Below are 12,608 nucleotides of genomic sequence, written 5' to 3'. Positions count from 1 at the left end.
CCTTTTAGTGTACCCTACCCTGGCCAAACTGAAAAAGATCACGACCTCCCTTTATGTTACTGTATTACTCTGCTCCGGATTTGTTGCACAGGCGCAAAGAACTATTTCCGGAATAGTAACTGATGCGGCGAATCTAGAGCCCTTACCCTTTGCCACGATTAAATCGGCCGGAGCAACAGTAGCCTTTCTTACCGATCTGAATGGAAAATTCGCTGCAACCATCCCGGATAGCATTCAGACCCTCAGCATACTTTATCTTGGATACGAAGCGCAGCAGATCACGCTGACGCCCGGATCCCGAAAGGACATATCGATTCAGCTCAAGGCAAAGGAAGGCAAGCTGGACGAGGTTGTGATCACACCACCCTACGATAAGATCAGGGCCATTATCAATAAGACGATCAGTAACCGGTCCCTGCACCGGCCTGACAACTATGACTGGTATTGCTGTCATATCTACCAGAAGACCATACTCGACATTGTTGCCCCCGACTCCATTGCACAAGACAGCAGCCAGACCGTGCTGGGCAATTTCCTTAAGGACAAGCATGTGCTGCTCAGCGAGACCTACAGCCGGCGCACGCACCAGAAACCACAGAAGCTGCAGGATGAAGTACTAGCAACCAGGATAAGCGGCTGGAAAAAAGCGCCCTTCGCTACCCTGATCACCAACGTGATCCCCTTTGATGTGTACAGCGACTACATTACCATGAACGGCCAGGATTATGCTAATCCGATCAGCAAAGGCTGGGCGGCGCGTTATGAGTTCGACCTTGTTGACGAGCTGCAACAGGGCCTGGATACGCTGTATATTCTTTCCTTCCGGCCTAAACAAAAGACCAGGTCTTCAACATTGCTGCGGGGCCAGGTGTATATTCATTCCGGCCAATACGCTATAGCCTATTTTCTCGGCAGAAATGTAGACGAATCATTAAAGCGCACCATTAAAGTAGAGCAAAAATACCAGCAGGTTGATGGCCGGTGGTTCCCCCAACAACTGAACTATGAGCTGATATGGGAGCAATATATCAAGACCAGCAAGGGCGTACCCCTGGGCCTTCATATGAAAGGCACATCGGATATCGATACGCCGCAATGGCAACGGCAGGAACATTTCCGCTTTGACCGTGCAAAAACCATACTAATGGCAGATGGGGCAGATGAAAGGCCGGATAGCGCCTGGAACACCCTGCGTCCTGTTGCCCTCGATAGTAAAGAATCGGCTACCTATCATTTCATGGATAGCCTTTATGAAGCAGCAGGGCTGGACAAAATGTTACCCTTTATGGACAAGCTTTCCGAAGGGAAAATACCCGTCAGCATTATCGACTTCGACATTAAGCGCCTGTATTCCTATAACGCTTATGAAAAGACAAGATTGGGATTGGGAATGCAGACCAATGAGCGGCTGTTCAAATATGCTTCTATAGGCGGATGGGCTGGCTACGGCTTTCACGACAAGCAGTGGAAATATGGCGGCTTTGCCGAGCTTTACCTCGACCGGTACAAAGACTATACGATCAGGGCCGGATACGACAACGATCTTGTTGATCCGGGCCGCATATCGATCCATAAAGACATCGACCGGAATTACCTGCAGATGTGGGTCATGAACAGGGCCGATAAAGTAGAAGGTAGCTATATCAAGGCCAGTGCGCGTATGGGTTACTGGAACCTGGGCCTGGAGGCCCGCATACAGGATATCACCCCTATGTACACTTACACCTTCCAGGGATATGAGGGCACACCGCAGTTCAGGGTAAAGGAAGCTTCCCTCAGCTTGCGTTATGCCTTCGGTGAAAGGAGAAGCCTCGTGTTCAGAAGGTATGAAAATATGGGAACGAAATATCCCATAGCCTACCTGAAGCTGACCGGGGGCGACATTGAAGGCGAAGCCGGCTACAAGGCACAATACCTGCAGGCAGTAGCCGCCCTGAGCTGGACCAAGCACTGGAACAGGATAGGAAAAGAAAACTTCCTGCTGATGGCCGGCATATCGAACAGTAACGCCGATCTGCCCTTATCGAAATTATTTGCCGGCCGTGGCGTGCGAAACAGCAATCCCATCTATGCCTCCGGCAACTTCATCACAATGTACCCCTATGACTATTACACCGACCGCTTCGTTAGCCTTTTCTGGAAACATGACTTCGACTGGAAGTTGTTTAAGGTAGGAAGCTGGAGCAATCCTTACATCAGTCTGTCGCACAACCTGCTCTACGGCAGTATGCAAAACCCACAGGTTCATGGCGCCGTTAGTTTCTCGGTCCCTGATAAGGGTTATCACGAAAGCGGCATCACGCTCAATGATGTGCTCAAATACAAATACCTTAACCTCGCCTACATCAATCTCAATGCCGGCTATTTCTACCATTGGGACGATGGTAAAATGGACCTGAAGAAGAATGGCAATTTCGCCCTGGGCGTTTCCTTCAACCTGTAGGCTTCACCTGTATTTTCGCATAGGCGCTTCCTTCGACAGGGAGCGCTTATCTTTATACCCAAAGAATCAAAAGCCGGAGTAATGAAATCACAACTACTGACCGCCCATCACAAAAAGATCGGCATGCTGGAAGTACAGCACAGCAATGCTTATGTATTGAATGAAGAACGGTATAGTAATTTTATCAGGGTGCTATACTTACCCGCCGGCTATACCCTTACTATTGATTTCAAACAATTCACGACACGTTCGGGTAGCCTCTTCTTCATTAATGCCAACCAATATTTCGCCCTGCAGCATGCCGGCAGCAAACCCGGTGTGCTCCTGTATTACAACCGTGATTTTTATTGTGTGCAGATACATGACGAGGAAGTAGCCTGCGACGGACTATTGTTCAACAATATCTTCGAAATCCCGGCGCTGACCTTAGGCGCCAGGGAACAAAACATCATCAATGGCATTCTGGGGCAGATCAGGGAAGAGTTTGCCACACAATTATCTTCGCGTGAAGAAATGATCCGCACCTACCTGAAGCAGATCATTATACGTGCCACCCGGCTGTGGAAGCAGCAGCACCGGGAGCTGGCCGAGCCCTCAAATGACATGGAGTTCTTCCGCAACTTTAACCGGCTGGTCGAGATCCATTTCAGGGAAAAACACGGATTGGCCGACTACGCCGGCCTGCTCGCCATGACACCCAAAACCCTGAACAAAAAGCTGGCCCGGATCCATGTACTGAGGCCTAACGACCTGATCAAAGACCGTATCCTCCTGGAAGCCAAACGCCTGCTGGCCTATACCCCGATGAGCATTAAAGAGATCGCCTATCACCTGGGCTACGAAGACCCGGCTTACTTCAACCGGCTGTTCACCTTAAAGAATGATTGTACCCCCGCCGCCTTCCGCAAGCAATACCTGGCCGAAGAAGTGGCCGGATGATCCGCCATCACATCGTTACTGAATTTTAAGCCACTTATTAAAAATGTACCTTTTTCTCCTGAAAGGGATAAAAGTACAATTTTAATACCCATTATGCTCTTGAAAACGGGGGTAGCGGCATCGTAGCTTTGCTTAAAATCAAAAGCAAATGAAACGCAGATCCACCGCCGTATGGCAAGGCAACATCAAATCCGGAAACGGACATCTTACTACCGGAAGCGCTGTACTCAGCCAAACACCCTACTCCTTCAACAGCCGTTTTGCCGACGGCGCCGGTACCAACCCCGAAGAGCTGCTGGCCGCAGCACATGCCGGCTGCTTCACCATGAAGCTGAGCCTGGATCTTACCAATGCAGGTTTCGTACCCGACGAACTGGAAACCGATTCTGTGATCACCCTTGATAATGGAAAGATCACCAGCTCGGTGCTCACCCTTAAGGCCCGTGTACCCGGCATTACAGAAACACAATTCCAGGAAATAGCCCGCCAGGCTGAGCAAACCTGCCCCGTAAGCCAGGCATTTAACTTTAAGATCACACTGGACGCGGTTTTGCTGTGAACATCCCACCCTTTCCGGGGTTAACTGAAATACTTCATTTCTCTAAAAAAATACCAATATCATGACACAAACAGCTCAAGCCGTAAAGGCAGCAAACGATCCGCAGATACTTACAGCTGTACGCAGCTTCCTGAAAGGGCTGAACGAAAGCGGCGGCACCCCTATGGAGCAATTGAGCCCCCAGGCGGCAAGGCAGGTGCTCACCGATGCACAGCAATCGGTTACAGTAGACTATTCCGGCATTGAGGAGACAGAAAAGACCATTACCGAGGCAGGTCATAACATTAAGCTACACATCGTAAAGCCCCAGGGCGCCGCTGCCGGCCTGCCCGTGTTTATGTTCTTCCATGGCGGCGGATGGGTGTTGGGCGACTACCCCACGCACCGCAGGCTGGTAAGGGACCTCGTGGTCGCCAGTGGTGCAGCAGCGGTATTTCCCGATTACACACCTTCACCCGAAGCCCGGTATCCTGTGGCCATCAACGAGGCTTATGCCGCTACCCGTTGGGTGGCACAGCATGGCGAGGAAATAGGCGTCGACAGCAGGCGGCTGGCTGTGGCCGGCAATAGCGTGGGCGGCAATATGACTGCTGTAGTGGCCCTTATGGCCAAAGCACAGGGTGGACCGGAGCTCAAAGCACAGGTAATGCTATGGCCCGTTACCGATGCCGGTTTCGAAACCACTTCTTATCACGCCTTCGCTGAGGAACGCTTCCTGACCCGGAATATGATGCTCTGGTTCTGGGACAACTATACCACCGATCTGGCCGCACGTAAAGAGATTTATGCATCCCCCCTGCAAGCCACAACAGAACAACTGAAAGGCCTGCCTCCTGCATTGATACAGACTGCCGAGAACGATGTGCTGCGCGACGAGGGAGAGGCATATGCCCGTAAGCTGGATGAAGCCGGCGTTGCGGTGACGCTTACCCGCTACGGAGGTTTGATCCATGACTATGGCCTGCTGAATCCCCTGGCTACAGTGCCAGCCGTGCAAACAGCCATGCTCCAGGCCGGAGCTGTGCTTAAAAAAGCATTGTTCGCTTAGAAAGCTTACGCTATAAGATTAAAGAAGGCAAAACGGAGCACTGTTTTGCCTTCTTTTTTTAAATCAAAATGCAAAATGCAAAAGTCCAAAAAGCAAATTCCAAAGTCGAAGATCAATACTCAAGCGCACTCAGGTAATTGGCAGTTGACAATGGGCAATTGAGAGTTGGCAATTTTCAAATCTTAAATTCCAAGTTTCCAATACTCAATACTCAATACTGGATACCCAATACGTGATACCTAATACCTAATACCTAATACCTAATACCTAATACCTAATACCTAATACCTAATACCTAATACCTAATACCTAATACCTAATACCTAATACCTAATACCTAATACCTAATACCTAATACCTGATACTTGACACCCAATACCCGATGTGGAAAAAAACCTGATCTTTTTTTTCATTTTTTTGTTATTATTGACAACAATAAGATGTCACTAATAATGACAAAATGATTTAAAGCCATGAACCAGTGCGCAACGAACAGAGAGCAGATACAGGCTTTGCAGCAGGAAATATTATCCATGCAAGGTTTTCACGCAACAGCCGAAACCGCGCAGATCGATACCGGCTTAGGTCCCATCCAGCAAGCATTTCCCAACCATACTTTTCCTACCGGCGCTATACATGAGTTCCTAAGCCTTGGCCCCGGCCAGGCCGCTGCTACAGCGGGCTTTATCGCCGGCCTGCTGGGCGCCCTGATGCAGAAAGGTCCTTGCCTGTGGATCAGCCCCTGCCCTATCATTTTCCCGGTTGCTTTAAAAACCTTTGGACTGACGCCCGACCAGGTGATCTTCACAACCGTTTCCCGTACCAAAGATATGCTTTGGACAGTGGAAGAAGCTTTGAAATGCGAAGCTTTGGCCGCTGTGGTAGGCGAAGTACGCGACCTTGGCTTCACACCTTCCCGCAGGTTGCAGCTGGCTGTAGAACAGAGCCGCGTTACCGGATTCATTCACCGGCCTGGTTGTGTTCAGCCGGGAAGCACAGCTTGCGTCTCCCGTTGGCAGGTGCGTCCTTTACCTGGCTTATCGGAAGATGGTCTGCCCGGTGTCGGCTTCCCGCAATGGCAGGTAACACTGTCTAAAGTAAGGAATGGGAAGCCCGGCGCCTGGCAGGTCGGCTGGACGGATACAGGGTTCAAAGTAGCCGCCATGTCCCTGCAGAGCCGGGAACCAATGTTCACTCAAGCGGCAGGATAGCGATGAAAAGGTATATGAGCATATGGCTGCCGTTCGCAGTTACCGATAAAATGACGGCACTGCAACCAGAGCGGGAAAAGCTTCCTTTTGTGCTGGCAGCGGCGCAAAGAGGACGCATGATCATACAGCATGCCAATCCTGTAGCCTCGGGCAAAGGCATATGCGCGGGCATGGCTGCGGCCGATGCACGGGCTATCTTACCAGACCTTGAAGTATTGCCTTATGCTGAAGGATTTACGGAACAGCTACTCAGGGAGCTGGCCCTGTGGTGCCTCCGGTTTACACCGGTAGCTGCTATAGATCTGCCCGACGGGCTCCTGCTCGATATCAGCGGCTGCGCCCATCTCTGGGGCGGAGAAGCAACCTATCGTGAGGATATCCTGGCACAGCTGACATGGCTCGGCTACCGGGTCAGGGCAGCGGTAGCCGATACCATCGGCGCAGCCTGGGCCATGGCCAGGTTTGGTGCCGAGCCCGGCATCGTTCCTCCCGGCAATCCGATGGACGCCTTGCTCCCGCTGCCACCCGAAGCCTTACGCCTGGATACTTTGCTGCGCGACAAAATGCGGAAGCTGGGTCTGCGCCATATCGGCAGCTTTATCCATATGCCGCGTACCGTATTGCGCCGGCGGTTTGGCCAGGCATTGCTGCATCGTATCGATCAGGCCCAGGGACAGGCTATAGAGCTACCCGAGCCCGTGCAGGCGCCGGCAACCTTCTGCGAACGGCTGCCTTGCCCCGAGCCCATACGCACCGCCAACGCAATAGCTTTTGCCCTTAAGACCCTGCTGGAACGCTTGTGCCGGCAACTATTGCGTGAGGGACAAGGCCTACGGTCTGCTGAACTGAAAGCATACCGTATCGACGGCAACGTACAGCAGATCGCAATAGGTACCAATCGGCCGGTGCGTAACCCTATGCACCTCTTTAAGCTGTTGGAGCAAAAGATCGCCTGCATTGCGCCGGGGTTGGGCATCGAGCTGTTCCTGCTTGAAGCACCCGTAGTAGCACCACTCTCCGTACAGCAGGAAACCCTTTGGGCAGCCTGGGGCAGCAACGGGGAGAACACCGCATTGGCACATCTCCTGGACCGTGTAGCCGGACGTGTTGGCGCCGGGGCCATCCGGCGCTACCTGCCCGCCGAGCATTACTGGCCCGGCCGTTCGATAAAGCTTGCCGCGTCCCTTGCGGAAACGCCTGCTACAGATTGGCGTTGCGACCGGCCAAGACCTATATACCTGTTACCGGAGCCGGAACGGATCGAGGTGAGCGTACCGCTGCCCGATTATCCACCTTTATTGTTCATCCATAAAGGACAACGGTACAAGATCACAAAGGCCGACGGTCCCGAAAGGATAGAGCAGGAATGGTGGCTGGAGCAGGGCTTGGTAAGGGACTATTACGTGGTGGAAGATGAGGAGGGCGCCCGCTATTGGCTGTTCCGCTCGGGACGGTATGAGGCAGATGAACCGGAATGGTTCCTGCATGGATTTTTTGCCTGATAAAAAAAAACATTCAATGCCCTATACGGAATTACAGATAACAACCAACTTTACGTTTCTACGGGGTGGCTCGCACCCGGAGGAGCTTGTCGCACATGCCGCGACACTGGGCTATACCGCCATCGCCATTACAGATCACAATACGCTGGCGGGCGTAGTACGCGCCCATACCGCGGCCAGGGAACATAACATGAGGGTAATCCCGGGCTGCCGGCTCAACCTGCTGGACGGCCCCGGCCTGCTGGCTTACCCTACGCATCGCGAAGCCTACAGCAGGCTCTCGGCACTGCTCACGGAAGGTAACCTGCGTACCGAAAAAGGCAAATGCGACTTGTATAAAGCGGATGTATACCGCCATGCGGGTGGCATTAAATTTATAATGATCCCCCCGGCCGAGCTGAATGCCCGCTTCGACCTGGAGCAAACCTTCAAGGATGCTGCCAGCGAGTACAAACGTATGCTGGACGCCGATCTCTACCTCGGCGCCACCTGCGCTTACCAGGGCAACGATGCCAAGAAGCTGTTCCGGCTGTCGCAGCTATCGCAGCAATATGGTATACCGATGGTTGCCACCAACGATGTTCATTACCATGATGCGGCGAGAAGGGAGCTGCAGGATATACTGACCTGTATCCGCAAGAAATGTACGATCACCGATGCCGGTTACCGGCTGTGTCAGCATGCTGAGCGTTACCTGAAAGCCGAAGCGGAGATGCTGCGCCTGTTCCGGCAATACCCCGATGCTATTGCCCGTACACAGGAGATTACCGATGCCTGCCGCTTCTCTCTCGATGAACTGGAATATGTATATCCCGAAGAGCTTACCCGGGATGGCCGCACGCCGCAACAAGAGCTGGAGTTGCTGACAGAGGAGGGAGCCAAAGAACGCTTTGGCCATAATATTCCCCTAAAGATACAGCAGACCATCGACGAAGAGCTGGCCTTTATTGCGCGTAAAAACTATGCTTCCTATTTCCTCACGGTTTATGACCTTGTCCGCTTTGCCAAGGATAACAATATCCTTTGCCAGGGACGTGGTTCCGCAGCCAACTCGGTGGTGTGCTATTGCCTGGGCATTACTTCAGTGGACCCTTCCAAAACCAGGGTATTGTTTGCCCGCTTCATGTCCGACGCGCGGGATGAGCCACCCGATATCGATGTGGACTTTGAGCACGAGCGGCGGGAGGAAGTGATGCAGTATATCTATGAAAAATATGGCCGTGACCGGGCGGGCATCGTAGCTACCGTAACGCAGGTGCGCTGGAAGGGGGCCGTGCGTGACGTGGGCAAAGCCATGGGCCTGTCGATGGATGCCGTGGATCACCTGGCCAAATCGGCTTATGAGTTTGGTGAGGAATGGGCAACGCAGGAAATCGTTTCCAGCGAAGGGTTTTCGGCCAAGGACCCACACCTGCTCAAGGTACTGGCGCTAACCCGGCAATACATGGGCTTTCCAAGGCAGCTAGGGCAGCATACAGGCGGCTTTGTCATGACACAGGGCAAGCTCTCCGACCTCTGCCCTATCCTCAATGCCCGTATGGAAAACCGCACCTGCATCGAATGGAACAAGGATGATATCGAATCCTTGGGCTTTCTGAAAGTGGATGTGCTGGCCCTAGGCATGCTGACCTGTATCCGCAAGGCTTTTGACCTGATCAGGGACCACTATGGCAAACAATTTACCTTAGCCAATATTCCGAAGGAAGTTCCTGAAGTATACGACATGATCTGTAAGGCGGACACCATCGGCGTGTTCCAGATCGAAAGCCGTGCCCAGATGTCTATGCTTCCCCGCCTCAAGCCGAAAGAGTTTTACGACCTGGTAATCGAAGTGGCTATCGTGCGGCCAGGGCCCATTCAAGGCGACATGGTACATCCTTACCTGCGCCGGCGTGACGGGAAAGAAGCTGTTACTTATCCTTCTAAAGAGCTAGAGGATATCCTGGGAAGGACAATGGGCGTACCCCTATTCCAGGAGCAGGCTATGGAGATTGCCATTGTGGCTGCGGGCTTTACCCCTGCAGAAGCCGATGGCCTTCGCCGCAGCATGGCTTCATTCAAATCGCATGGGCAGGTAACCAAATGGCGGGAAAAGCTGGTCGGTGGTATGGTAGCCAAAGGTTATGAACAGAATTTTGCAGAAAGAGTATTCAAACAGTTGGAAGGCTTCGGCAGCTATGGCTTCCCGGAGAGCCATGCGGCCAGCTTCGCGCTACTGGTCTATGTTTCCTCCTGGATCAAATGCCGCTACCCCGATGTGTTTGCCACCGCCCTGCTCAACAGCATGCCCATGGGCTTTTACCAGCCGGCGCAGATCATTATCGATGCCCGAAAACATAAAGTTACGGTACTCCCCGTGGACATCAACTATTCCCAATGGGACAATATACTGGAAGAAAGAACAGGTGAGTACTGCCCTATCCGGCTTGGCTTCAGGCAGGTGAATGGCGTAAAGGAAGAGGACATAGAACTCTTGACAAAGGGGCGTACCCAGGCCTATACGAGTGTTTATGAAGTACACTATGCCGGCGTATCGCAATTGGTACTGGAAAAGCTGGCCGATGCCGATGCGTTCCGCTCCATCGGGCTGGACCGGCGGCAGTCCTTATGGGAAGTCTCTGCCCTTGCCGATAAACCTATCGGGGCCTTCGAAGGACAGCCTTCCGAAAGCGCCACAGAGCCGGAAGTGCGACTCCCCCAACTCTCTTTATCCGAACATGTGCTGCAAGACTACAACAGCATAGGCCTATCGTTAAAAGCCCATCCCGTAAGCTTTGTAAGGGAAAGATTAAATCGTTTCAACGTATGTCCTAATAATCGTCTGGGTAAGCTTACCGATGGCGACCAGGTACGGGTGGCGGGGCTGATACTAGTACGACAGCGGCCGGGCACGGCCACCGGCGTGTGCTTCATTACACTGGAAGATGAGACCGGCATCGCCAACCTCGTCGTCTTCCGGAAAGGATTTGATCATTACCGCCAGGAGATCACGCAGGCGCGGTTGCTGATGGTAAGCGGGAAAGTACAGATCGAAGGTGAAGTGATCCATATCGTGGTCAAGCGCTGCTACAACATGAACTGGCTGCTGCAAACGCTTCACCTGCCTGCGGATGCTGGCATGGAAGAACGCAATGGGTTTTATGCGCCGCCCGAAAAGGAGAAGCATGCAGCGCCTAAAGCCGTGCAGGGCGAGCTTTTCCCTTCGAGAGATTTTAAGTAGCACGCACGAAACAGAAGCGACAGCAAGCCCGTAATGAGATGGATTTACCGTAGGGGCAGGTTCAGGCTTTTTCCGCTTGCGTCCATCGTTTGCATTTTGGGACTACCGGAAGCATCGATAAAGATCTTAAAGCGGCAGCTGCCTGCGCTGTCCATCAGGAACAAGCCGTATTCGTCCAGGTCGTTACGACCGACGAACAGACGATTACGCCCTCCTTCTTCCCGCCTCAGCTGCCGGATTTTTTCCTCACGTACTTTAGGATCGGCGATCTGCTTCAGCGTTTCATACTTTTTCATGGTCTCTGTCAGTTCAAGTCCTATAGGAATATCATTAACAGCCAGCCCCCGGCGTATCCAGGTAGCCTTACCACTACTATCGTACGCCTCGTCATTCATCAGGTGTACAACCTGGTCGTTATGGTATTGATCCATGGTAAGTAAAGTACCGGCAGAAACACTATTCTTTTCCCTGCTTACATAATAGGTCAGGCCACCACATTCATCGCCGTCGTCATTGAAAAAAAGCAAGCCGGCAGGACGTTCTCTTTTGGGCATTTGCACTCCCGCCGACCGGCCAGGATGCTGCCGCGTTTCGTTGCTGATCACGAGCCGTAGCAGCTTACCGCTTTCATCTACAATATTGATCCGCTTTACGGTAAGCTCATCCAGGTTTTCCCGCTTGCCGGCGTTTTTATACGAGCTAAAAACGAGATAGCCACACAAGGCTGTAATAAAGACTACATAAGCGGTGAGCCATTGCACCCTCTTTTCCAGATTGGCTGCCATATTCAATTTGATTTGGATGATGTAAAGTTAACGACACAACGCCACTCTCTCTCATGCAAACAGGCAACCGTTCTCATCCATCATTATTCCACGGCTACCATCAGCATTTTACGCTCACCGGCGCTGATCTCCTGCTGCCATAGCTTCCGGTCGGCTTTATCAAAAAAGTAACTGCTGGTATTGTCGCTACCCCCTATATTGTCGTTGACTTTCACAATCCATACCGGTCTTATTCCCGACCGCGCGGAGCTATAGGTGCTGCTACTTACTTCCACAATATGAACCTCCGTGAGACCGGATACTGCGCTGTTGTAATCATAAACAGCCAACGTTTGCCGGTAGCCTTCTTTTAACGGAAGCCATGCCAATAGCTGGGGATAAAGGTTGCTGTCAAAATAAGGCGAGCTTACCCTTTCGTTGATATCCTGGGTATCCGGCTTTATCTTATCATAATAGAAACCGGTGATCACAGGGCCGAAATGCAATACCATATCCCGCTGAGCATTATAGGAAGCATGATAAACGGGTTTAAGTGCAGGCCACAGCGCTATAGAGGTATCTACCCAGGTTGCCGCTGTCTTTTTAAGATGAACCTGTGTCACAGAGATCAGGGTTCCCCTCTCCCGGATGATCTGGTTGCGGACGCTACCGATCTCCATGCGAAGGGTATCCCTGAGCGCATACCACGTCATTTGCTGCGCTCCTTCCTTCGCCCATTGGAGATCCACAATATGTGCACCAGGGACCAGGACCGGCTGTCCGTAAGCCTGCGCTGTGATCAGCGTTATCAAGATAGTGATCGCATATTTCATAAAGAAAGGTTGAAGAAGATGCCCGGTTAAACAGCAAAGATACCGCTGCGGCCTTTTCTGCCTGCTACCGGTTTTCCCGGAATTTTCTC

General features: G+C 52.1%; 9 protein-coding genes. 7 read left to right on the top strand and 2 right to left on the bottom strand.

The window, feature by feature from the left end; genetic code table 11:
* Positions 1-7: 7 nt before the first annotated feature.
* The 7 genes from DZK30_RS04590 to DZK30_RS04560 all read left to right on the top strand — a co-directional run bounded on the left by DZK30_RS04590 (position 8) and on the right by DZK30_RS04560 (position 10,922).
* Positions 8-2,443, top strand: a complete 2,436-nt coding sequence (locus DZK30_RS04590) for a DUF5686 and carboxypeptidase-like regulatory domain-containing protein (RefSeq protein ID WP_118972892.1) — start codon at positions 8-10, stop codon at positions 2,441-2,443.
* Between the two features lie 81 nt (positions 2,444-2,524).
* Entirely contained in the window at positions 2,525-3,382 is an 858-nt protein-coding gene (locus DZK30_RS04585; RefSeq protein ID WP_118972891.1) for a helix-turn-helix domain-containing protein, read from the top strand.
* A gap of 148 nt (positions 3,383-3,530) precedes the next feature.
* Positions 3,531-3,941, top strand: coding sequence for an OsmC family protein (locus DZK30_RS04580; protein ID WP_118972890.1), 411 nt, complete (start codon positions 3,531-3,533; stop codon positions 3,939-3,941).
* A gap of 61 nt (positions 3,942-4,002) precedes the next feature.
* A complete protein-coding gene (locus tag DZK30_RS04575) occupies positions 4,003-4,989 on the top strand; it encodes an alpha/beta hydrolase (protein WP_118972889.1) in 987 nt (328 codons plus the stop codon).
* Between the two features lie 473 nt (positions 4,990-5,462).
* Positions 5,463-6,200: an ImuA family protein gene (locus DZK30_RS04570; RefSeq protein ID WP_118972888.1), complete on the top strand. Its 738-nt coding sequence runs from the start codon at positions 5,463-5,465 to the stop codon at positions 6,198-6,200.
* A 14-nt stretch (positions 6,201-6,214) separates the two neighbouring features.
* Positions 6,215-7,702, top strand: a complete 1,488-nt coding sequence (locus DZK30_RS04565) for a Y-family DNA polymerase (protein WP_240432853.1) — start codon at positions 6,215-6,217, stop codon at positions 7,700-7,702.
* Positions 7,703-7,718: 16 nt separating this feature from the next.
* On the top strand, positions 7,719-10,922 hold the full coding sequence (locus DZK30_RS04560) for an error-prone DNA polymerase (protein ID WP_118972886.1): 3,204 nt from the start codon (positions 7,719-7,721) through the stop codon (positions 10,920-10,922).
* A 44-nt stretch (positions 10,923-10,966) separates the two neighbouring features.
* Here DZK30_RS04560 and DZK30_RS04555 read toward each other — a convergent pair whose 3' ends face one another.
* Both DZK30_RS04555 and DZK30_RS04550 read right to left on the bottom strand, forming a co-directional pair.
* Entirely contained in the window at positions 10,967-11,707 is a 741-nt protein-coding gene (locus tag DZK30_RS04555; RefSeq protein ID WP_118972885.1) for a hypothetical protein, read from the bottom strand.
* Between the two features lie 83 nt (positions 11,708-11,790).
* Positions 11,791-12,519 (bottom strand): DUF3108 domain-containing protein, encoded by a 729-nt coding sequence (locus DZK30_RS04550; RefSeq protein WP_118972884.1) that lies wholly within the window; start codon positions 12,517-12,519, stop codon positions 11,791-11,793.
* Between the last annotated feature and the right edge of the window lie 89 nt (positions 12,520-12,608).

The organism is Taibaiella koreensis (genome assembly GCF_003545715.1).
Classification (GTDB): Bacteria; Bacteroidota; Bacteroidia; order Chitinophagales; family Chitinophagaceae; genus Taibaiella; species Taibaiella koreensis.
Note: the sequence above shows the minus strand (reverse complement) of the source record. Positions and strands in the feature narration are given on the sequence as shown.

Excerpts from the sequence above, each read along its gene's own strand:
- DZK30_RS04585 (WP_118972891.1), top strand. The coding sequence starts at position 2,525 with ATGAAATCACAACTACTGACCGCCCATCACAAAAAGATCGGCATGCTG.
- DZK30_RS04580 (WP_118972890.1), top strand. The coding sequence starts at position 3,531 with ATGAAACGCAGATCCACCGCCGTATGGCAAGGCAACATCAAATCCGGA.
- DZK30_RS04575 (WP_118972889.1), top strand. The coding sequence starts at position 4,003 with ATGACACAAACAGCTCAAGCCGTAAAGGCAGCAAACGATCCGCAGATA.
- DZK30_RS04570 (WP_118972888.1), top strand. The coding sequence starts at position 5,463 with ATGAACCAGTGCGCAACGAACAGAGAGCAGATACAGGCTTTGCAGCAG.
- DZK30_RS04565 (WP_240432853.1), top strand. The coding sequence starts at position 6,215 with ATGAGCATATGGCTGCCGTTCGCAGTTACCGATAAAATGACGGCACTG.
- DZK30_RS04560 (WP_118972886.1), top strand. The coding sequence starts at position 7,719 with ATGCCCTATACGGAATTACAGATAACAACCAACTTTACGTTTCTACGG.
- DZK30_RS04555 (WP_118972885.1), bottom strand. The coding sequence starts at position 11,707 with ATGGCAGCCAATCTGGAAAAGAGGGTGCAATGGCTCACCGCTTATGTA.
- DZK30_RS04550 (WP_118972884.1), bottom strand. The coding sequence starts at position 12,519 with ATGAAATATGCGATCACTATCTTGATAACGCTGATCACAGCGCAGGCT.